Source organism: Allobaculum stercoricanis DSM 13633 (genome assembly GCF_000384195.1).
In the GTDB taxonomy this organism is placed as follows: Bacteria; Bacillota_I; Bacilli_A; order Erysipelotrichales; family Erysipelotrichaceae; genus Allobaculum; species Allobaculum stercoricanis.
Genome location: NZ_KB913034.1, coordinates 408,596 through 431,671, shown reverse-complemented (window position 1 = coordinate 431,671; position 23,076 = coordinate 408,596). Strand labels below are relative to the sequence as shown.

Genomic DNA, 23,076 nt, shown 5'->3' with positions numbered 1-23,076 from the left:
AAAACGAAGACCAGTATTTACATAACTGTTACAGTTACCTTTTTTCTTATACTCTCGAATCTTAGATGAAGCTTTCGACCGATTAGTACTGGTCAACTCCATGAATCACTTCACTTCCATTCCCAGCCTATCACCTTATCGTCTTTAAGGGGTCTTATTTACCGCAGATCTTATCTTGGGGTTGGTTTCGCACTTAGATGCTTTCAGCGCTTATCCATTCCCTACTTAGCTACCCGGCTATGCCATTGGCATGACAACCGATGCACCAGTGGTAGGTCCATCCCGGTCCTCTCGTACTAAGGACAGCTCCCCTCAGATCTCCTTCGCCCACAACAGATAGGGACCGAACTGTCTCACGACGTTCTGAACCCAGCTCGCGTACCGCTTTAATGGGCGGACAGCCCAACCCTTGGAACCGAATCCAGCTCCAGGATGCGATGAGCCGACATCGAGGTGCCAAACCCCGCCGTCGATGTGAACTCTTGGGCGGGATCAGCCTGTTATCCCCAGGGTAGCTTTTATCCGTTGAGCGACGGCCCTTCCATTCGGCACCGCCGGATCACTAATCCCGACTTTCGTCCCTGCTCCACTTGTCGGTGTCGCAGTCAAGCGCGCTTCTGCATTTACACTCTTTGTCTGGTTTCCATCCAGACTGAACGCACCTTTGGGCGCCTCCGTTACTCTTTAGGAGGCGACCGCCCCAGTCAAACTGCCCACCTGGCACTGTCTGTGACTTTCGTCTACGTTAGGGGTTCAAATCATCAAGGGCGGTATCCCAACGGCGGCTCCTTAGAAACTAGCGTTCCTATCTCTTTGCCTCCCGCCTATCCTGTACATGATCATCCAAAACCCAATACCAGGCTGCAGTAAAGCTCCATGGGGTCTTTCCGTCTAGTTGCGGGTAACCTGCATTTTCACAGGTACTAAGATTTCACCGAGTCTGCTGCCGAGACAGCGCCCAAATCGTTTCACCTTTCGTGCGGGTCAGAACTTACCTGACAAGGAATTTCGCTACCTTAGGACCGTTATAGTTACGGCCGCCGTTCACTGGGGCTTCGGACCACTGCTTTGTCTTGCGACGAACAGATCCCCTTAACCTTCCAGCACCGGGCAGGTGTCACCCCATATACTTCGCCTTACGGCTTTGCATAGAGCTGTGTTTTAGTTAAACAGTCGCTTGGGCCTTTTCACTGCGGCTCTCTCGAGCGCCCCTTCTTGCGAACGTACGGGGCCATTTTGCCGAGTTCCTTGGCAACAGTTCTCTCGCTCACCTTCGTATTCTCTACGTGCCCACCTGTGTCGGTTTTGGTACGGGCCGCAATAAAGTTAACGCTAGAAGCTTTTCTTGAAAGCCGCTCCATGTGCTTCACTACTTTCCGAAGATTTCGTTTACCGTTCACGCTCTGTACATCTTGATCCGGATTTGCCTAGATCTGTACTGCTTCGCTTCGCCCCCAATCCATTAAGGGGGTCACACTTCCCGTCTTTGTCACTCCATCGCCTTTATCACGGGTACAGGAATCTTCGCCTGTTTTCCATCTGCTTCGCCTCTCGGCTATGCATTAGGTCCCGACTAACCCAGGGCGGACGAACCTTCCCCTGGAATCCTTGGGCTTTCGGTGTGCAGGATTCCCACCTGCATCTCGCTACTCACACCGGCATTCTCACTTCCATATCCTCCACAGACTCTCACGATCCTGCTTCGATGAATATGCAACGCTCCCCTACCACTTAATATCAAATTAAATCCGCGGCTTCGGCAGATGACTTAGCCCCGGTACATTTTCGGCGCAGAGCCACTCGACTAGTGAGCTATTACGCACTCTTTCAAGGATGGCTGCTTCTAAGCCAACCTCCTAGTTGTCCGTGCATCTCCACATCCTTTTCCACTGAGTCATCATTTTGGGGCCTTAGCCGGCGGTCTGGGCTGTTTCCCTCTTGAGCATGGACCTTATCACCCACGCTCTGACTGCCAACTATTGACTGACGGCATTCGCAGTTTGATTCCATTCAGTACCCCGGGATGGGGCCATCATGAATTCAGTGCTCTACCTCCGCCAGCTTTCCATTAACGCTAGCCCTAAAGCTATTTCGGGGAGAACCAGCTATCTCCGAGTTCGATTGGAATTTCTCCGCTAGCCACAGGTCATCCGCTAACTTTTCAACGGTAGTCGGTTCGGTCCTCCACAAAGTTTCACCTTTGCTTCAACCTGCCCATGGCTAGATCACCCGGTTTCGGGTCTACTTCTGTCTACTCTATTCGCCCTATTCAGACTCGCTTTCGCTTCGGCTTCGCATTTTCCTGCTTAACCTCGCATCCAAAAGTAACTCGCCGGTTCATTCTACAAAAGGCACGCCATCACCCTTTGACGGGCTCTGACTTCTTGTAGGCATACGGTTTCAGGTTCTCTTTCACTCCGCTTGCGCGGTTCTTTTCACCTTTCCCTCACGGTACTTCTTCACTATCGCTCACTCTTACTTATTTAGCCTTGGCGGATGGTCCCGCCTGCTTCCGACAAGATTTCTCGTGTCTCGTCGTACTCAGGAGACGCTAACGACTCAGTTCGCTTACCTATACGGGAATTTCACCCTCTTTGTCTGTGCTTTCCATCACATTCTAGTTCACTTACCTTTTGTATCTCGCGTTCCTACAACCCCGTATTTCTACGGTTTGGGCTCTTTCCCTTTCGCTCGCCGCTACTCGGAAAATCACTTTTGTTTTCTTTTCCTCCAGCTACTTAGATGTTTCAGTTCACCGGGTTGTTCTCCATACAAGTATGGATGACTGGACTTGACTCCAGCCGGGTTCCCCCATTCGGATATTCATGGATCGGCGCTTTTTTGACAGCTCCCCATGACTTTTCGCAGTCTAATACGTCCTTCTTCATTCAAGAGTGGCAAGGCATCCTCCGTACGCCCTTCCTTGCTTGATCTAATTTCAAAATATGCTTGTTTCGAGATTGTTTTTTACACTATAAGAACTGTTTACTGTTTTTCTGACTTGGTTTATCTTTTCTGATTACCTTCGTAATGTTTTCTACAACTTACGTCAGACCTTCTGTTATGTCTTATACTGATCATTCGTTTTTCAAAGATCGATGGTTGATGATCAAGGTCTCCCTCTCTCACCTTGGAAGATCACTCTTCCAAAACTCAATGACAAACTCACTTAACTCTTCCCTTGTACTTTCTCCTTAGAAAGGAGGTGATCCATCCCCACGTTCCCGTAGGGATACCTTGTTACGACTTAACCCCAGTCATCGGTCCCGCCTTCGACGATTCACTCCCTTACGGGTTATGCCATCGGCTTCGGGCGTTACCGGCTTCCATGGTTTGACGGGCGGTGTGTACAAGGCCCGGGAACGTATTCACCGCGGCATGCTGATCCGCGATTACTAGCGATTCCAACTTCATGAAGTCGAGTTGCAGACTTCAATCCGAACTGGGACATCTTTTCTCGGATTGGCTTGCCTTCACAGGTTCGCTTCCGTCTGTAGATGCCATTGTAGTACGTGTGTAGCCCAGGCCATAAGGGGCATGATGATTTGACGTCATCCCCGCCTTCCTCCGGTTTGTCACCGGCAGTCTGATGTGAGTCCTCAACTGAATGGTAGTAACACATCACGAGGGTTGCGCTCGTTGCCAGACTTAACTGAACATCTCACGACACGAGCTGACGACAACCATGCACCACCTGTCACCGAGATAACCTCTAACATATCTCTATGTCTTTGCTCGGGATGTCAAGGCCTGGTAAGGTTCTTCGCGTTGCTTCGAATTAAACCACATACTCCACCGCTTGTGCGGGCCCCCGTCAATTCCTTTGAGTTTCACACTTGCGTGCATACTCCCCAGGCGGAGGAGTCATTGCGTTAGCTTCGGCACCGAGGTACTACCCCCGACACCTGCTCCTCATCGTTTAGGGCGTGGACTACTAGGGTATCTAATCCTATTTGCTCCCCACGCTTTCGTGCCTGAGCGTCAGTTACAGGCCAGGCGGCCGCCTTCGCCACTGGTGTTCTTCCACATCTCTACGCATTTTACCGCTACACGTGGAGTTCCACCGCCCTCTCCTGTCCTCGAGCATACCAGTTTCCAAAGCCTGTACAGGTTGAGCCCGTACCTTTCACTTCAGACTTGATATGCCGCCTGCGCACCCTTTACGCCCAATCATTCCGGATAACGCTCGCCACCTACGTATTACCGCGGCTGCTGGCACGTAGTTAGCCGTGACTTTCTGGCGAGGTACCATCAAAAGAGAATCATTCCCTCTTCTCTTCCTTTTTCCCTCGCAACAGAGCTTTACGATCCGAAGACCTTCTTCACCCACGCGGCATTGCTCGTTCAGGCTTGCGCCCATTGACGAAAATTCCCTACTGCTGCCTCCCGTAGGAGTCTGGGCCGTGTCTCAGTCCCAGTGTGGCCGATCGCCCTCTCAGGCCGGCTATGCATCATCGCCTTGGTGAGCTGTTACCTCACCAACTAGCTAATGCACCGCAGATCCATCCATCCCCTAAGCCAAAGCTTATTTCAAAAATTTAAGATGCCTTAAATCTTCCTATGGGGTTTTAGACTTCGTTTCCAAAGCGTATCCCCCGGGTATGGGCAGGTTATCTACGTGTTACTCACCCGTTCGCCACTAGCTACCGAAGTAGCTCGTTCGACTTGCATGTATTAGGCATGCCGCCAGCGTTCATCCTGAGCCAGGATCAAACTCTCCATTTGATATTGACTCAAACGCATTTGCGTTTATTTATTTCGTGAAATGATATATTGAAGTATATTAAGTGTTTTTGTTCAGAATCGACGTTGTATAATTTTTATCGAATTTGAATTGTCTGTCATTGAGTTTTCAAAGAGCCATCTGTTTTCAACCGGCTACCCGGTCAAAAAGCTTGTTTACTATACCGCTTGAGATTTGGATTGTCAACTCGAAATTTGAATTTCTTTATTTCGTGTTGTTTTCCAAGTCTTTGTCGGGCCCTCACTTGCTTGCCGCTCGGTGAGTGCTCGACTATTCAACCACATATCCCATCTCTTTGCAAGCCTATTTTTAAAAAAAATTCACTTTTATTAGTGCTTGCTTTACCTATCGTGTTTTTTCGGATTATTTTTTTCAGATTTTATTCATACTGAATTATATACTTCTCATAAAGAGTTATTAATTCTTCGTTTTGATCTTTATTTTTTTGTTGATTTTTATCTTTTTCTTTATTTGTGGATCCCTCTTTTAAAAAAATAAACGATTTATACTTTCTCTATGATCTTTTCTCTGATATGACATCTTTCTAAGTTGTATTCAATAATCAATAACACCCATTCTCATTTATTTAGCAATAATCATCCATGAAGGCCATATAATAAAGATCACAATAGATTGGAGAAAGAATATGCATATGACTCAAATCGTATTTAGCCCTACGGGTGGAACACAAAAAGTCGTTGATATTTTAAGCAACGCTTGGAATGTTCCTTTCGCAACAATTGATTTAACTAATCCAACACTAGATTTTTCGACCTTCCATATTGATAGCGATGATCTTGTTATTCTTGCCGTTCCTTGCTATGCCGGACGTGTTCCTGCTTTAGCCGCAAAACGGATTGTACAAATTCAAGGTCATCATGCCCATTGTGTTTTAGTTTGTGTTTATGGTAATCGCGCCTATGACGATACGCTTATAGAATTATTTGATCTGGCAAATCAATGTCAGTTGAATGTCATCGGTGCGATTGCTTCAGTGGCTAAACACTCGATTATGACTCAGTTTGCGACCACTCGTCCTGACAAAAACGATGAAGAAGATCTCCAAAATTTTGTGCATCAAATTCAAGCAAAGCTAGACTCTAAGATCTCAGATTTATCGATCGAGTTCCTTCCTGGAAACCGTCCTTATAAACAAGCAGGCGGTGGAATGCTTCCAATTACAAGCGATGCCTGCCTGCAATGTGGACAATGTGCTAGCCTTTGTCCTGTTCAAGCTATCGATCCTACAAGACCCAATCAAACCGATCCACATCATTGCATTTCCTGCATGCGATGCGTTGTCAAATGTCCTGTTCAAGCACGTTCAATCAACCCTGAACAACTTGCTCAACTCATTGAAAGAGTCAAAGGTGTAATTTCTTCTCGGAAGGAAAACGAATTATTCCTATAAAGATAAAATATCAATTCATTAGATCAATTTAATATCCATTTAAGAGGTAAAAGTATATACTTATTACCTCTTTTTTTGTATGGTTTTTAACCCCATTTTTTTACTGATTTCCATGAGCAAGCGCGTTGACATTTTCTTCCCTAAAACTTAATATGTAGCAAGCTATTATATAGAGTGATATGTATAAAAAGCATTCTTTTTCTAGCTTATTCGATCCTTATTCCGCCTATTCATAAATGAATATCGCGGCATTTTTTCTTTATAAGTCTTTCCTATCATTTCATCATGTCGTGAATTTCTGTAAAAGAAAATAGGATCTCATTCAACCTTTTCATCCATTATTTATGTTCTCGTCTTTCATTTCGAGATTCATATTAATCGATGTTAAACATTGAAATAGAAAGGAGAGCTTATGGATTTATCAGCTCAACAAAATAAACCACATGTTAGTTTCCTTATTGGATCTTTACAGCACATCATCAGAACTAAAATCGACAATCAATTACGTGCTGAAGATTTAACTAAAACACAATTTGATGTCCTCGTTTTCTTACAATCCAATCGCCTAAAAAATCGAGAAATTATTCAAAAAGATTTACAAGCACATTTCAAAGTATCTAATCCCACTATTTCTTCATTGCTCGATCGGTTAGAAGCCAAAAATCTTATTCAGCGAGTTGTTTCTAAGAATGATCGTCGTATTCATAACATCGAACTCACTCAGTTAGGAATTGAGCAACTCGAAAATGTTCGCGTAATTATTGATAACGCTGAAGAAGCGATGTTAAAAGGCTTAAGCCATGAAGAAATTGAATCTGGAACGATGTTTTTACAGACCATCGTCAATAACTTACTTGAAAAGGAGGTTTTAGATTGTGATTTCCACTCTAGCCAAACAGATTAAAGGGTATAAAAAAGAGACAATTCTTACCCCCGTCTTCGTCAGCTTAGAAGTTTTCTTAGATATTTTGATTCCATTCTTTATGTCCAAAATGGTCGATGAAGGAATCACGCCCAGTAATATCGATATCGTCATTCGATATGGATCATTAATGTTAATCATCGCAATTCTTGCTTTATTTTGTGGTGCGATGTCCGGCCGATATGCCGCAATTGCCGCAGCCGGTTTTGGTAAAAACCTACGCGCTGCTGAATTTAAAAATATTCAAAACTTTTCGTTTATGAATATTGATGAGTATTCCACAGGTGGTTTAATTACCCGTTTAACGACAGATGTTAATAACGTTCAAAACTCGTTCCAAATGCTGATCCGTATTGCGGTCCGCTCTCCTTTGAACTTTATCATGGCATTATGCATGGTTTTCTATTTGAACTGGAAAATTGCTTGCTGGTTACTCGTCGTCCTTGTTTGCCTTGCTTTATCTATTGGTGTGTTAATTAAAAAAGCTGGCCCAGTTTTCAAAAAAATGTTCAAGATGTATGACAACTTAAACGAAGAAATCCAAGAAAACATTTCCGGTATTCGTCCAATTAAATCATTTGTTCGTGAAGACTATGTCATCGAACGCTTCAACAAACGTTCCCAAGACATTTACGACGTCAACCGTAAGGCTGAATTATTGATGATTCTCAACCAACCATTTGTTCAAATTGCAGTCTATTCCTGTATGTTGTTAATCTCATGGTTCGGTGCTCATTACATCGTTGATGGAACAATGGAAGTTGGTTATTTATTCTCGTTGTTCTCCTATGTGATGAACTTATTAATGTCTTTAATGATGTTCTCCATGATTTTAGTCATGTTAACCATGTCTACAGCAAGTGCTAATCGTATTGCCGAAGTCATCAATCAAGTTTCCTATCTTGAATCCCCTGAAAATGGTCAAACAACAGTTAAAGATGGCTCGATCGAGTTTGATCATGTTTATTTCAATTACACGCCACAAGTGGATGGTCACTACGTTTTACGGGACATTGATTTCTCGATTCCAACTGGTTCAACTTTAGGTATTTTAGGGGGAACTGGTTCCTCAAAAACTTCACTCGTTAGCTTAATTCCTCGTCTTTATGACGTTACAAGTGGTGAAGTTCGTGTTGGTGGTGTCAATGTTAAAGAATATGATTTAAAAACACTGCGCGATTCTGTTGCCATGGTTTTACAGAAAAACGTATTGTTCTCCGGAACAATCAAAGAAAACATGCGTTGGGGTGACGAACATGCAACCGATGAAGAAATCATGGAAGCTTGTCGTCTTGCGCAAGCAGATGAATTCATCCAACGTATGCCAGACCAATACGACACTTATATTGAACAAGGCGGCACTAACGTTTCCGGTGGTCAAAGACAACGGCTTTGTATTGCTCGTGCACTGCTGAAAAAGCCAAAAATCTTAATTTTGGATGACTCCACTTCCGCAGTTGATACAAAAACTGACTTTCTCATCCGCGAAGCATTCCGTACAAAAATTCCAGATACAACAAAAATTATTATTTCCCAACGAATTAGCTCCTTGCAGGATGCCGATCAAATCTTAGTTTTAGATAACGGTCACTTCAATGCAATGGGTACTCATGAAGAATTGCTCAAGTCCAACGAAATTTATCGCACAACTTGGCAAGCACAACAGAAAGGAGATGACACAGATGCCAACGCCTAATACTTCAAACAAAAAAGCAAAATTGAACCCAAACGGCCTAAAGCGCGTATTCAAAATGGTTTGGAATGATTATAAATGGTTAATTATCATCATCGCCATTTTGGTCTGTGTCAACTCATTCGCGAACGTTTATGGAAATGCCTTCCAACAACGTTTAATCGATGATTACATCACACCAATGCTTGCAACAAGCTCCAAAGATTTTTCCCCGTTATTATCAGCGATCATCCAAATGATCGTCATCTACGCCATTGGCGTTGTTGCTTCTTATGTTCTCAACAGATTGACTGTCAAAATTAGTTTAGGCACATTAAACAATGTCCGTGAAAGATTGTTCGCTCACATGCAAACATTACCCATCAAATACTTTGACACTCATCCTCACGGGGACATTATGTCCGTCTATACCAACGATACAGATACATTACGACAAACTATTTCTTCGTCGATACCACAAGTATTCTCCTCTTTAATTACGATTATTATGGTTATCATTTCCATGTTCTCGTTATCTTGGATCTTAGCGTTAATCACATTATCTTTCTCAATCCTGATGTTATTTATCGCGAAAAAGATCACGCACAAATCCGGAAAATATTTCCGTCAACAACAAAGGGAACTGGGTCATGTCAATGGATATATTGAAGAAATGATCGAAGGTTCTCGTGTAATCAAAGTCTTCTCCCATGAACAACAAGTGCAAGAAGATTTTGACAAAATCAACGATACACTTTGCCAAGCAAGCACAAAAGCAAATACATTTGCCAATATCTTAATGCCAATCTGCATGAACTTTGGCTATGTCTCTTATGTTGTATGTGCGATCGTCGGTAGTTACTTTGCGATTCATGGCATGTTTAATATGACAGTCGGAACAATTGCCGCAATGTTATCGTTAAACAAAGCATTCAACAACCCAATCACACAAATCTCTCAACAACTCAATGCGGTAATTATGTCCCAAGCTGGTGCTGCTCGTATTTTCGAAATTCTCGATGAACCATCTGAAAGTGATTCTGGCATCGTAACCTTAGTTCGCACTAAACTCGAAAATGATCAATGGGTAGAAACAAAAGATTATACTGGCCATTGGTGCTGGAAACACCCACGTTCTAACAATGGTTATGAACTTGTTCCTTTAAAAGGGGATGTCATCTTTGACGATGTTACATTTGGTTATAATGAAGACAAAACGGTTTTGCATGACATTAACCTCTATGCACATGCTGGACAAAAAGTAGCTTTAGTTGGGGCAACTGGTGCTGGAAAAACAACAATTACCAATTTGGTCAATCGTTTCTATGACATTCAAAAAGGAACGATCACTTATGATGGCATCAATATTGAACTGATCGAAAAACCTGACTTACGTCGTTCTTTAGGTGTCGTTTTACAAGATACGCAATTGTTCTCTGGAACGATTATGGATAACATCCGTTTTGGAAAACTTGATGCGACTGATGAAGAATGTATCGCAGCCGCAAAACTTGCTCGTGCCGACAGCTTCATCAACCATCTCGAAAATGGCTATAACACTTATATCCATGCCAATGGTGAATCTTTATCTCAAGGTCAGCGTCAGTTACTCGCTATTGCCCGGGCTGCCGTGGCCAATCCACCAGTATTGATTCTCGATGAAGCTACATCAAGTATCGATACGCGTACTGAACGACTCGTTCAAGAAGGAATGGATGAACTGATGAAAGGTCGTACTGTCTTTGTCATCGCCCACCGTTTATCCACGATTATGAACTCCGATGCGATTATGGTTTTAGATCAAGGTCGAATCATCGAACGTGGCAACCACGATTCCTTAATTGAAAAAAAAGGCATTTACTACCAGCTTTATACTGGTGCTCTAGAAATCGATTAATCTTGCGTCTAGTTTTTGCGCTCTATTCACAATGAGATAGAGCGCTTTTTTTATGTTTGTCTTGCACTTCTCTAGGTTTTCAAAAACAAAGCGCGCATTTCATACCACAACTAAATAGGAGGTATTACTATGTCGAGTACTTATCCATCATTAGAAAAATCAAATGTCGAAGATCTCCTTCAAGAGCTCATTCTAAATGTCGACGCGCTCACTTCATCCAAACAATATCGTGACTATTTAAAAGTTGCGACGCACTTTCCAACGTATTCGGTCCACAATTTATTATTGATCTTTAAACAATTTCCCCAAGCCACTTTTGTCGCTGGCTATGCTACATGGAAATCATTTGGACGGCATGTCAAAAAAGGCGAAAAAGGAATTAAAATTCTTGCGCCAATCACCCAAACACAAACAGTCATCGATGAAGTGACCCAACTTGCCACAAAAGAAACAACGGTTGGCTTTCGTCGGGTTTGTGTTTTTGACATCTCGCAAACAGAAGGGCGTCCTTTACCTAAGATCATGGAACCGAAAACTTTACATGGCGAATGCGATATTTTTGATGAAGCTAAAAACCGTTTAGAAACTGCCTTAGGTTATCGAATACAACCCGCAAAGCTAGAAGCAGGAGCAACTGGCAAATGTTCGTATGAATCCAAAACAATTTATATTCACGATACGTGTGATTCCCGTCAAGCTTTTAAGACGATGATACATGAATGTGCCCATGTCTTTTTACATGAAAAACTACGTTTACATACGCCAACTAATGATTTTGAAAAACTGCTTGCTAGCAAGCAATCCATTCGGGAAATGGAAGCAGAATCAGTAAGTTATATCGTATGTTCACGTATGGGCATTGATTGTTCTGAATACTCATTTCCCTACATTGCTTTATGGAAGAAAAAAGAATCGTTTCTCGTGCAATCACTTAAAAGAATCACCAATATTTCTTTAACGATGATTCAATTATTAGATGACTTAGCCAATACAGAAGCATCTATCCAAGATCGAGTTGAAACAAGTCAAAATCAACAACATACCCAAAATGTTATTCAGACACAAGAAAGCTTGCTCGATTCACTCATTCCTCCCCTTATTCCCTCTTCAACAATTCCAACAATTCGTTCTTAATCTCTTTCATTTTTCACAAAAAAAAGATCGCCGTAGCGATCTTTTTTATTACATATCCATCATTCGTTTGGAAAGATGGTTTAAAATTGGGCGAATAAAGAAACAGCCAATGACCATTACGCCTAAAGCGATCATCACCATCATTTTAGGTGTGATATTCAAAACAATAGGGACAATGACAATGACCATCTGCACGGCCATAAAGAACATCCCAATCAAAGAGTTCGTATTCTTTTTGATCGCTTCGTTTTCATCCATCCAATCTAACGACGGATGATAGCAATCCACCATCAAATTTAATACGTTTTCAAAAACTACAGAAGGAACGAAACCAACAATTAACCCTAACCACATGACCCAACTCACCTTGAGCCAGATAAATAATGGGACAACAAAGACAGCGGTATTAATCAGCGTAAAGATTGTTCCCACATAAACATAGGCTTTAAGATGCATCGTTAATGGCGTTGGCGCCGATAACATCCAGCGTAAACGATTTCGTCCTTGACGGCTAATTGCAGTTGCCGCAATCATATTAAAACTGGTAAATACCCATGCGCAACAAATACCAATCAAGGCCGCAAACCAAAATTCACCAATTTGAATACTATCAAGTACCAGTGGTAAGAGTTCTGAAATATTGATCGCAGAATCACTTGCTTTCGTGAAGGAAACATAAAAACTGACCATCATAATAATCGGTACTAAAAAACCGCTGAGCACATTATTCATCAAATAAGTCGGCGAACGAAGTAAGTTTTTAAATTCCGTCTTGATCAATACCGATAAAGTTGATGCATTTGACGCTCCTGTTGTCTTTGCTTTTTTCTTTTTAGCAACATGGATAGCAGCATTTTGCGCTATATCTAAATAAAGCGTTTTTGCGCACAACCAGAATAATCCAAAACATATTGCAAAGCTGACAATCACCAAAAGCGCATTCCACAAACTTGGATGGACAACTAAGTGATAACTCGCCCATGCTGGTGGAAAAAACTCGAGAGGAATATGCAGACTGCTAAACTGCGTCATATCATCAAAGTCCATCCGATTAATAGCAAGCATCAAAACGACAACACCAATAGAGACCACACCACCCACGATGAGCATAAAGCGATCTTTATCTCGAAAAAAAGGCATAAAGCGCATCAATATAATCTCGATCACACCAACGGCAACAATTGCGGCATATCCAACCGCAAAGAGACTCAATGTCATCAATATATATTGGGCAATGCCAAGTGTATTGCTGATCACTCCCGAGATGATAAAACAAGCCGCCACCAGGGCGATGACTGGAGTCATTCCATACGCAACGATCATTGTTTTTGCCCCAATGATTTGATTTGGTGTAAATGGCATGGCCAAATAGACTTTCAAATCATTCGAAAAATAGAAAATCGTCGGGATCATCATCACAACAAGAAAAGCCACGAATACGACTAACGTCGCAAATGCAGCAGAAATCGCCAACTCGATAAGCCCCGCACTCAGCAGTGTCGTAAACTGCATAATGGCTAATCCGCCATATACAGCAGCGACATAGATCATCAAAAATATCATCCCAACTTTTCTCAATGTTGGATGTTTGCCTTGTTGCAACATCCGCGTATTTTTCTTCATCATTGAAAAAAGCAATAATGTCCTGTTCATTTGTTAATCTCCTGTAAGAAGATTTCTTCTAAAGAAAGACCTTCATGACGATCCTTTAACTCTTCTAAAGAACCTTCATAAATAATTTGCCCTTTGTTGATCAATACGATTTTGTCACAAAGTTTTTCGGCTACTTCCAAGACGTGAGTGGAGAAAAATACAGTTTTTCCCATTTGCGCTTGCTTGCGCATTCTTTCTTTTAAAAGATAACTCGCATTTGGATCCAAACCTGTCATCGGTTCATCTAAAAACCAAATATCCGGTTGGGCGACTAGCGCACCAATGACAATGACTTTTTGACGCATCCCATGCGAATAACTATTAATCTGATCATCAAAAGCACTAACCAAATCAAACTCTTCTACAAGTTGTTGAATCCGCTCTTGAGCCACAGTTGGATCTACTTCATAAACCTTGGACATCAGTTCGCAATATTCACGTCCTGTTAAACGCAAAAAGAGATCTGGTGAATCAGGAACAACCACAAATTGTTTTTTGGCTTCTAAAGGATTTTTTTCTAAATCGATGCCGTTTAATAAAATTTGGCCACTATCCGGTCTAAGGACTCCCGTCATCATGTTAATGGTTGTCGTTTTCCCTGCCCCATTTGGGCCAATAAAGCCGGTGATGGATCCAGAAGGAATTTCTAGATTCATTTCTTGAACAGCAACTTTATCTCCAAAACGCTTCGTCACATTTTTTAATTCAATCATAAATGATCCTCCTTGTCGGGACGTTTTACTTCTGTCTTCAGTTTATGCCTTAGCCATTCAATTTGGTATTTTTTACATTTCAATCTTACAACAATGTAATCTATTCATTCCGTGTTCTTTTCGAAACTTATCTATTTTCAGTTGATTATAACTATCATATGAGAATATATAACACAGTTAAATTGTTTAATTTATCCTACTAAAAATCTCGAAGAACATTACTTATTTTTCTACGATCTATTTTTTAAGCACAAAGTATGGGACTCCCTTTAGATTTTGAACTTTGGTTTGCTTGACAACCTTACCCGCCATTTAACCTTATATCAGGTTTCTGTTCGCAGGCACGTCAGTTTTACTACATCACTTCCCTCACTCCTGCCTTACGGCTTTCAGCTTATACTTTGCTACACTTCGCGACAAATGCCCGTGATCAGATTTTCACCAACAAGATATGTGCTATGTCCGACACAACCTCAAAAGGCAGTAACTTAAGGTAAATTTCCTTAAGTTACTGCCTCGTCCAAGTTTTTATCACTATTCCATTGTTTCTACAAATATCTAGATCTTAAAATATTTATTCACTTCTTTTTATTTTTTTATAAAGATAATATTGAGAAAAACAACTAGCTATCACAGTTATATAAAGAATCAGTCTAAAGGTTTGTTCTGAAATTACATCTGGCCTTAATTTTATTAATAAATAAGCACCAATGACAATCAAAACAGAAATAACAAAAATGCCGATTCTTATTTTGGTATATCTAGAATCCATACGCTCGACAAGCTAGTGGATTCTCAGGGGAATTAGGAACACCGATAATTATTTTTTGATTGACAGCAGTATCTTTGACGTCCGCACCAATCGCTGTTCGATAAACATATCTGCGATACCATCTGTATTGTGCAATCATTGTGATGGTCAAAACGATTCGAATTAGTTTTTTCATTTTCCTCCTTTCCTCTATTTATTTGTAAAAACTTTCACTGAGTTTAATATGTTTTCTCAATATATTTTCAATTTCAATATAATCTTACATTTATGGTTCTACAACATTTTCAATCAATTAATCCAAAATCATTACCAGTTATATCTATTAGATATATTCAAAATTTCCGTTTCCTTTTGATTCTTGTAACAATTGATTTTCAAAGTTCTGGATCCTTCTGAAGCTTTTTGACACTGATTTCATTTTTTCTTAAAGAAATTTCTTTAGCGACGTCCAAAAATATAATCTCTATTTAGAATTTTTAGGCGTGAAATTATAAACTAAAACTAGACACACCTTTTAATAAGAACCCAATCTCTGGTCCCTTAATTCGTCATAGCCATGATATTGGAGAACGAATTAAAATATTCTCGTTTTATGGACACTTATTCGTATTGTCTTTTTCGAATTTCATTCGGTGAAATACTGTTCATGACAAATTCTTTAAAAAAATTCGCGATAATAGGTGTTTATCACCGATGTGCAACAAGCTGCATTTCGTTCTAATCCATATCTCATTTTACCAAGGGTAAGAATTGACGCGCTGATTTTTATGGATAAAAAAAGATGACCACCTATTTATCGAGGAGTCATCTATGTTTGTTTATTTATTCAACTACTTCTTCTGGAAGTGGTTCTTGAGCTTCTTCAGCCGGTGGCGTGTCTGTAGTGGCTTGTGGGGTTGATGTGCGAACTTGTTGTGCTAATTCCGCATTTCTAGGTTCTGTGATGATATCTGTCACTTTTTGACCAGCACCACTTTTAGACACTTTAATAAAACGCCAACCTTCTTGAGGATGTGTATCATCGACTAAATAGTTATAGGAGTCGATTTCTAAATCATAGTTTTTACCTTCAGCCGTATTGGTAAAGTAAGTTTCGATTGGTAAATGGTTGCTCACAATTTGATAAGCTTGATCCGCTGCCGCTTGTAATGTGGCATTGTCGGCACTATCGACCATATTTAAATGGATACGCAGTGTTGCCGATTTCAACGTCACTGTAGCTGTTTCCATGCCACCAATACTCATCAATTCTCCTTGAATACTGTTGATCTCTGTTTCTTGAATTTTAGGATTTAAATCTTGAGGATCAAATCGGTTACCCACAACTGGTTGATCACTTTCGCTTGCACTCGTCAACAAAACATAACCAACAACTACAACTGGAATAATTAAAATGATTAAAGTTAACCAAACTAACTTATGTCCTTGTTTTACTTTTTGTTTTTTTGGCTTGCTCACTTTTCGATTCGTTCGTTTTTCTGGCATATGCAGATAACCTCCATATTCTTGCACATTTATTTTAACCTTTTCGGTTCTTTTTTTATCGTTTCTGAAATTGTATTTTATCTTGTTTATCCAATATAGACAAGTACTAGACTTGCCTGACGTTGTTTTGCCATGTTTAGAATTGTCTTTATCTTTAGCCTTTTTTCTCGTACAGAATGATTCTATATCACTTTGCAAACGAGGGAAACGAACATTTTTGTTCATTAGAAAAGCTCCCTATTTGATCTAAACGGGAGCTTTTTATCTTGAATAAAATTCGTTTGAAATGATGAATTAGCGTTTTTTCAATTCTTCGACTAATAAACCATTTGCTTTTTTAGGGTTAGCTTGTCCTTTAGAGGCTTTCATCAATTGCCCCATTAAGAAACCTACTGCCCGGTTTTTACCATTTTTGTAATCTTCAATCGATTGTGGGTTCGCATCAAGAACTTCGTTAATCATTGCGATTAATGTCGAATCGTCAGAAACTTGCTGCATGCCTTTTTCTTGAATGACATCATCCGGTTTCTTTCCCGTCATGACTTCTTCGAACACTTCTTTGGCTTGTTTTCCAGAGATTGTTCCTTCTTCGATTAAGTTTACTAAACGAGCGATATCTGTTGCTTTACATGGATTTGTCGCAAACGTTTTATTGTTTTTATTTAACCAAGCAGAAAGATCCCCGATCACCCAGTTTGCCGCTTTTTTCGCTTCTTTAGTATCTTTCATTACCTCTTCAAAGAAGTCAGCCATATCACGATCATTGACCATAACAGAAGCATCGTATTCGTTTAATCCAAAAGTAGTCATGAAACGTTCTAATCTTTGTTCTGGCAATTCTTCTAAGTGATTTAAGATGGATTCAATCCATTGTTCATCTAATTGGATTGGGAAGATATTTGGTTCTGGGAAATATTTGTAGTCAACATTTCCTTCTTTTTTACGCATTAACACTGTTGTTTTAGAAGGTTCATCAAAACGACGAGTCGATTGAATGATTGGTTCATGCGCATCTAATAAAGCACTTTGGCGTTCGATTTCCGCTTGAACTGCTTTTTGCACATTGGCAATGGAGTTTAAGTTTTTGATTTCAACTTTTGTTCCTAATTTATTTGGATCATCGCTTAAAGAGATGTTGACATCACAACGCATTGATCCTTCTTCCATTTTGACATCGGATACATTGAGGTAGAACAACGTACGACGTAATGCTTCAACATAAGCCGCTGCTTCTTGAGCTGAATGCATATCTGGGCGAGAAACGATTTCAATCAATGGTGTTCCGGCACGGTTGAAGTCGATATAAGTTCCCGTATCTTTATGGAACTGTTTCGCTGTATCTTCTTCCATATGGATACGTTCGATACGAACTTGTTTTTCGCCTTCATCTGTTTTGATCACAACATAGCCATCACGTCCAATTGGGTGGAATTGTTGAGTGATCTGGAATCCTTTTGGTAAATCGGAGTAGTAGTAGTTTTTACGGTCAAATTTTACAAGTGGATCGATTGTGCAATGTAATCCTCCACATGCTTTAATCGCAAGGCGAACTGCTTCTTTATTGACACAAGGCAAAACACCTGGATGAGCTAAATCGATAACTGATGTTTTTGTATTGGCTAATGCCCCGAAGCTTGTTGGAGCTGCGGAGAACATTTTTGTTTTTGTTTTCAATTCGCAATGGATTTCGATCCCGATCGTTACTTGATAAGACATGCTGGTGCCTCCTTCCAATCGATGATTTGTTCTAAACCATAGGCAACATCAAACATGGTTTGTTCAGCAAATGGTTTAGCTGTGATATTAATTCCTAATGGTAATCCATTTTCTGCCAAACAAAGTGGCATTGTTAAAGATGGATAACCAGAGAAGTTGGCAAGTTGCATATGTTCGTTTTCAAAGCGATCTTCACCAAAACGTAAATCAGCACTTTCCTTCATCAATGGCGCAGTATCCATTGCTGCAGGTGTTAAAACGATATCTGCATCTTCAAACAATTTCGCATAAGCTTCCACAATTAAACGACGAATTTTTTGCGCTTTACGGAACATACGATCTTGGTTTTCTTCAAATAAAGAATAAGAACCAATTAAAAATCTTGCCCGAACATAACTAGAGAATCCCGCTGTACGAGAAGCAGTCATCACTTCATCTACGCTTTCGCCATTTTCGCGCATACCAAAACGTAAACCATCTAAGTTAGAGTGGTTTGCTGTTGCTTCCGCATTCGAAATCGTTTTATAAACAGGAGCAATCATGTTCAGCAGTTTGGTATCCATTTCAACTTCACTAATGATTGCACCACGGTCTTTGAGTTGTTTGACGAGTTGTTCAAAACGGTTTGCCAATGTTGGATTGCCAATGTTGGATTGACAATGTGATCCGCTATTGTTTTAAAGACAGCAATTTTCTTACCTTCTAAATTGCCATTGAGATTTTCTAAGTAGTTTTCAACTGGTAAGTTGGAGGATGTCATATCGTGATCATCACGTCCAGCTAATACTTCAAGTGCTTGTGCCGCATCAGAAATATTGGTTGTAAAGTAACCTACTGTATCTAAAGAAGAGCAATAAGGCACGATTCCATAGCGGGAAATGCGACCATAGGTTGGTTTAACCCCGATGACACCGCAATAGGCTGCTGGTTTACGAATGGAATCCCCTGTATCAGTTCCAATCGCCAGTGGTGTTGTCCCTGCTGCAGTTAAAGCAGCACTTCCTCCACTTGATCCACCCGTAATGTGGTCTTGGTTCCATGGGTTATAAGCAGGACCAATTAAAGCATTGCGGTTTGTTCCACCCATTCCCAATTCGTCCATACTTGCTTTTGCGACGATGACAGCACCTTGTTCTTTCATCTTTTTAACGATAGTTGCATCGTAAACAGGTACATAGTTTTCCAAAATTCTTGAGGATGCAGTTGTGCGAATGCCTTTTGTTGAAACGTTGTCTTTTAAAACAACAGGAACATTGGCGAATACCCCATCGTTGGTATTTTCTTCTGGAGATTCAACAATCGTAATGGCTGCATTTAATACCGGTTGTAATGTTTTGATTGCTTCAACAGATTGTTTTGGCGTTAATAGACTTTTCATTATTTCACCACCTTTGGTACATGGACATGACCCATGCGTACTTCTGGAGCGTTTTGTAATGCCTCTTCTTGGCTTAACACTTCATCTTCAACGTCTTCTCTTAAGAAAGTCGTTGGTGTTTCAAATGGATAGACCATCGGTTCTACACCTTCGGTGTCGATCGTTTCAAATAATTCCATCTGCTGTTCTACGGCTTCAAAATCTTTTTTAAGTTCTTCGACTTCTTCGTCACTTAATGAAAATTTTAAGTCGCTCGCTAGTTTGCGTAAGTATTCACTCGAAAACTTTTCCATTCTATTCCTTTCTTGGTCGATTCATCTCATCGATCCTATTGATCTTTGTTTTCAGTCTTGAGTCAGACTTTCCTCCAAAGAGATTTTAAACTTCTTAATAAACGGTGATCACTTCAACTTTCGTGCTATTTGCAGCACGTTTCATCAAAGCACATGTTTCATCGTTGTTTTTGATAATCACGGTATACTCGCAATCTTGCGATTCGAAAATATCCATACGCTCACGCACGTATTGAACAACAGCTAAAACTTCACCAACTGTTTTTCCATGCGCGTTAATCGTAATGTCTAATCGCTGTACCGAACCATTATGAACCTTTGCCTGGCCTACTGTATACGTTGTATCGGTTAAGATTGTTGCTACATCTTGGCGGAACGTTTCAAATTGATACGCCATATCCGCTTGCGCTTCCGTAAAGGTTGTGGAAGGTAAAAGATAATATTCTTCTGATACCACATCGGTACTACTGCGATGTTGGGTAAAATATTCAGTAAAAACATACCCACCTTTAGAGGAAATTTCTTCATTGGTATTGAGCTGATAAGCGGCAATTAAAATCGGAATATTTGGCGTAATTTCATTAAACCGTTCACGCATATACGAAACAATTTTAGATCCGGTTGCGTTTAAGTATTCATCCAATTTTTCTTGCGTGATCTCAATGCGATTGCCTTGGTCATCTTCTACTGCATCAGTCACGGCCAATCCAATCGAAATTCCTTTTAAATCGTTGTTTGTATAAAAATCAAGTTCATATAAGTCGACAACGAGAATTGGTCCTTTTACAACCCCATTTCCCGTATCGAATTCTTCATTGGCACTTGGATTTAAACCATTCGGGTTGCCATCACGAAGGGTTCCTAAAAGTCCTCTTGATCCATCCGAAGCATCGATTTCGTCATAATCTAAAAACGCATGGTTTTTGTAAGCCACTTCGTCTGGTGAAAAATAAGCTTTAGAAATATCCATCAAGCCTTTTTCCATTTGTGTACGAATATCAATATCGGCAATTAAACCAATGTGTTTTCCGCGTGTGTCGCTTGTTTCATATGGCAAGATAGCCGCATAGTCGCCTGGTTTTAAAGGTTGCGCTTTTTGAACACTATCCTCACACCCGACCAAAGTCAAACTTGTACAAATTGCCCCCATGGCAACGAACGTTTTGATCACTTTACTCGTCATGATGGATCTCCTTTAAAAAGCGCGCTTCATCCCAAATTGGAACATGATTCGCTTTCGCTTTTTCAAGTTTACTTCCCGCTTTTTCTCCAGCAATCAATAAATCGGTCTTTTTCGAGATCGAATTCGTTATTTTTGCGCCGAGTCGTTCGAGCGTTTCCGTCACTTCTTTTCTAGTCATCTGTTGTAACGTTCCCGTGACAACAACTGTTTTATTCGCAAAGAAAGAATCGGTTTGTTCTTCTTGATTGATTTGTGGTTGCTCCATATTTAAATGGAGTGCTTTTAAATTGGCTATTAATTGTTGGTTTTTATCTTGGCCAAAAAATTTCACAAGCGAAGTCGCCATTGAATGACCAATTGTATTAATCGACTGCAAGCGCATGACATTCGCTTGCATCAAAGCATCCATCGTTCCAAACTCATTCGCCAATAAGGCTGCTGCTTTTGCGCCAATTAAAGGAATACCTAAACCAAAAAGCAAGCGGCTTAATGGTTGTTGTTTGCTTTGTTCGATCGCTTCAAAAAGCTTATCTAAGCCTTTTTCTCCCCAACCTTTATGTTGAAGTAATTGTTCTCGTTTTTCATGCAAACAATAAATATCTTCAATCGAGTCTAAAAAGTGATGATCATGTAACCACTCGACTTTTTTATCCCCCATACCTTCAATATCCATCGCATTGCGACTGCAGAAATGAATCATACTTTCGACAATTTGGGCAGGACATTCTGGGTTAACGCAATAATAATCGGCTAGTTGCTCATCTTTGACCAATTCACAATGACAAATTGGACAAGTTGTTGGCCAGACAAAATCAACGACTGTATCATCTCGTTTTTCTGGTAAAGCGCGGACGACTTCTGGAATGATGTCTCCCGCTTTACGGATAATGACTTTGTCGTTAATTTTTAAATCATAACTTTCGATGCGGTCGCGATTGTGTAACGTGGCCGCACTGACTTTCGTTCCCGCTACTCGAACTGGTTCTAACACGGCATTCGGCGTAATTTTCCCCGTTCGTCCAACCGTTAGCGTAATATCAATCAATCGTGTTTCTACTTCTTCAGCCGGAAATTTATAGGCAATCGCATAGCGTGGTGCTTTTGCGGTTGTGCCTAATTGTTGTTGTTGATCAAATCGATTTAGCTTAATAACAATTCCATCAATTTCAAATGGCAGATCTGCTCGCTTTTGACTTGCTTGTTCAATAAATGACCAAATCTCATCAAAAGTTGAACAAAGTTTCCACGATGGATCCACGCGAAAATTCAGTTTTTGTAAAGATGTGAGTGCTTCTTGTTGTGAATGAATGCCATGTTCTTCGCCATTTTGGAAATAGTATAAGTACATATCCAAACGGCGTTTACGAGCGATGCTTGTATCGAGATTGCGAATCGTTCCCGCTGCCGCATTACGCGGATTGGCAAATAACGGTTGGTGATTTTCTTCTTGTAGAGCATTGAGCGCTTCAAAGCTCTTTTTAGGCATAATCACTTCCCCACGAACTTCAACATGACCGGGCATATCAATATGCATCGGAATGGTCGCAATTGTTCGTACGTTTTCGCTGACATCTTCTCCAACAAATCCATCGCCTCTTGTCACGGCGCGAACAAAATCGCCATCTTCATACATCAAGGCCATCGCTAAGCCATCATATTTGTATTCACAAGTGAATTTAGCATCAGGAAATTGTTTCCAAATGCGATCGACGAATTCTTGTAATTCTTCTTTATTGAACACATCCCCTAACGATAACATTTGTTGGGCATGCGTAACTTGTTCAAATCCATCTAACACCTTCCCGATAATCCGTTGTGTTGGTGAATTAGGATCATAAAGCTCTGGATGTTGTTGTTCCAAAGCTTGGAGTTCTTCCATCAGGCGGTCATATTCAGCATCCGAAACAGTTGGTTGATCCTCAATATAATACTGAGTGGCATATTGTGTTAATAAAGCACGTAGTTGTTCAATCCGTTGTTTGGACATGAGACACCTCTTTTCTTTTTTGTCACTAGTTTGGCAAATTCGTTTCAAAAGAATTTTAATCGAAATTATTTCAATTTCAAAAGTCTTTTGATTGCCAAAAGACCTATTGTTTATTG

At 40.6% G+C, this 23,076-nt stretch carries 15 protein-coding genes and 2 rRNA genes; 5 read left to right on the top strand and 12 right to left on the bottom strand.

Features of this window, described 5'->3' with window-relative positions:
* Positions 1 to 62 precede the first annotated feature (62 nt).
* Together ALLST_RS0102000 and ALLST_RS09775 are read right to left on the bottom strand one after the other, a co-directional pair.
* Positions 63 to 2,933 (bottom strand): 23S ribosomal RNA (locus ALLST_RS0102000).
* A gap of 265 nt (positions 2,934 to 3,198) precedes the next feature.
* Positions 3,199 to 4,725 (bottom strand): 16S ribosomal RNA (locus tag ALLST_RS09775).
* The 16S and 23S rRNA genes sit together here, the layout of an rRNA operon.
* Positions 4,726 to 5,390: 665 nt before the next feature.
* Between ALLST_RS09775 and ALLST_RS0101990 the strand changes: the two genes are divergently transcribed.
* From ALLST_RS0101990 to ALLST_RS11645, 5 genes are all read left to right on the top strand, one after another.
* Positions 5,391 to 6,155, top strand: coding sequence for a 4Fe-4S binding protein (locus ALLST_RS0101990; protein WP_019892338.1), 765 nt, complete (start codon positions 5,391 to 5,393; stop codon positions 6,153 to 6,155).
* A 412-nt stretch (positions 6,156 to 6,567) separates the two neighbouring features.
* Complete coding sequence (locus tag ALLST_RS10920; protein WP_019892336.1) at positions 6,568 to 7,059, top strand: MarR family winged helix-turn-helix transcriptional regulator; 492 nt, start codon at positions 6,568 to 6,570, stop codon at positions 7,057 to 7,059.
* Positions 7,031 to 8,773 (top strand): ABC transporter ATP-binding protein, encoded by a 1,743-nt coding sequence (locus ALLST_RS0101980; protein WP_019892334.1) that lies wholly within the window; start codon positions 7,031 to 7,033, stop codon positions 8,771 to 8,773. The genes ALLST_RS10920 and ALLST_RS0101980 overlap by 29 nt, the downstream gene beginning before the upstream one ends.
* Complete coding sequence (locus tag ALLST_RS0101975) at positions 8,760 to 10,646, top strand: ABC transporter ATP-binding protein (RefSeq protein ID WP_019892331.1); 1,887 nt, start codon at positions 8,760 to 8,762, stop codon at positions 10,644 to 10,646. Before ALLST_RS0101980 ends, ALLST_RS0101975 begins: the two co-directional genes overlap by 14 nt.
* 129 nt (positions 10,647 to 10,775) lie before the next feature.
* Complete coding sequence (locus tag ALLST_RS11645) at positions 10,776 to 11,780, top strand: ArdC-like ssDNA-binding domain-containing protein (RefSeq protein WP_019892329.1); 1,005 nt, start codon at positions 10,776 to 10,778, stop codon at positions 11,778 to 11,780.
* 48 nt (positions 11,781 to 11,828) lie between these two features.
* Here the strand turns inward: ALLST_RS11645 and ALLST_RS0101965 are convergent, their stop codons facing one another.
* The 10 genes from ALLST_RS0101965 to ligA all read right to left on the bottom strand — a co-directional run bounded on the left by ALLST_RS0101965 (position 11,829) and on the right by ligA (position 22,960).
* A complete protein-coding gene (locus ALLST_RS0101965; RefSeq protein WP_019892327.1) occupies positions 11,829 to 13,433 on the bottom strand; it encodes a hypothetical protein in 1,605 nt (534 codons plus the stop codon).
* Complete coding sequence (locus tag ALLST_RS0101960; RefSeq protein WP_019892325.1) at positions 13,430 to 14,146, bottom strand: ABC transporter ATP-binding protein; 717 nt, start codon at positions 14,144 to 14,146, stop codon at positions 13,430 to 13,432. The genes ALLST_RS0101965 and ALLST_RS0101960 overlap by 4 nt, the downstream gene beginning before the upstream one ends.
* A 761-nt stretch (positions 14,147 to 14,907) precedes the next feature.
* Positions 14,908 to 15,093, bottom strand: coding sequence for a hypothetical protein (locus tag ALLST_RS0101955; RefSeq protein WP_019892323.1), 186 nt, complete (start codon positions 15,091 to 15,093; stop codon positions 14,908 to 14,910).
* Between the two features lie 647 nt (positions 15,094 to 15,740).
* A complete protein-coding gene (locus ALLST_RS0101950) occupies positions 15,741 to 16,403 on the bottom strand; it encodes a hypothetical protein (protein ID WP_019892322.1) in 663 nt (220 codons plus the stop codon).
* A 294-nt stretch (positions 16,404 to 16,697) separates the two neighbouring features.
* Positions 16,698 to 18,119 (bottom strand): Asp-tRNA(Asn)/Glu-tRNA(Gln) amidotransferase subunit GatB, encoded by a 1,422-nt coding sequence (gene gatB / locus ALLST_RS0101945; protein WP_019892321.1) that lies wholly within the window; start codon positions 18,117 to 18,119, stop codon positions 16,698 to 16,700.
* Entirely contained in the window at positions 18,104 to 18,751 is a 648-nt protein-coding gene (locus ALLST_RS11750; RefSeq protein ID WP_281166745.1) for an amidase family protein, read from the bottom strand. The genes gatB and ALLST_RS11750 overlap by 16 nt, the downstream gene beginning before the upstream one ends.
* On the bottom strand, positions 18,664 to 19,497 hold the full coding sequence (locus ALLST_RS11745; protein ID WP_281166743.1) for an amidase: 834 nt from the start codon (positions 19,495 to 19,497) through the stop codon (positions 18,664 to 18,666). The genes ALLST_RS11750 and ALLST_RS11745 overlap by 88 nt, the downstream gene beginning before the upstream one ends.
* Positions 19,497 to 19,790 (bottom strand): Asp-tRNA(Asn)/Glu-tRNA(Gln) amidotransferase subunit GatC, encoded by a 294-nt coding sequence (gatC, locus tag ALLST_RS0101935; protein WP_019892319.1) that lies wholly within the window; start codon positions 19,788 to 19,790, stop codon positions 19,497 to 19,499. Before gatC ends, ALLST_RS11745 begins: the two co-directional genes overlap by 1 nt.
* Positions 19,791 to 19,884: 94 nt before the next feature.
* Positions 19,885 to 20,973 (bottom strand): CamS family sex pheromone protein, encoded by a 1,089-nt coding sequence (locus ALLST_RS0101930; protein WP_019892317.1) that lies wholly within the window; start codon positions 20,971 to 20,973, stop codon positions 19,885 to 19,887.
* A complete protein-coding gene (ligA, locus tag ALLST_RS0101925) occupies positions 20,963 to 22,960 on the bottom strand; it encodes an NAD-dependent DNA ligase LigA (protein WP_019892315.1) in 1,998 nt (665 codons plus the stop codon). Before ligA ends, ALLST_RS0101930 begins: the two co-directional genes overlap by 11 nt.
* Positions 22,961 to 23,076: the final 116 nt, after the last annotated feature.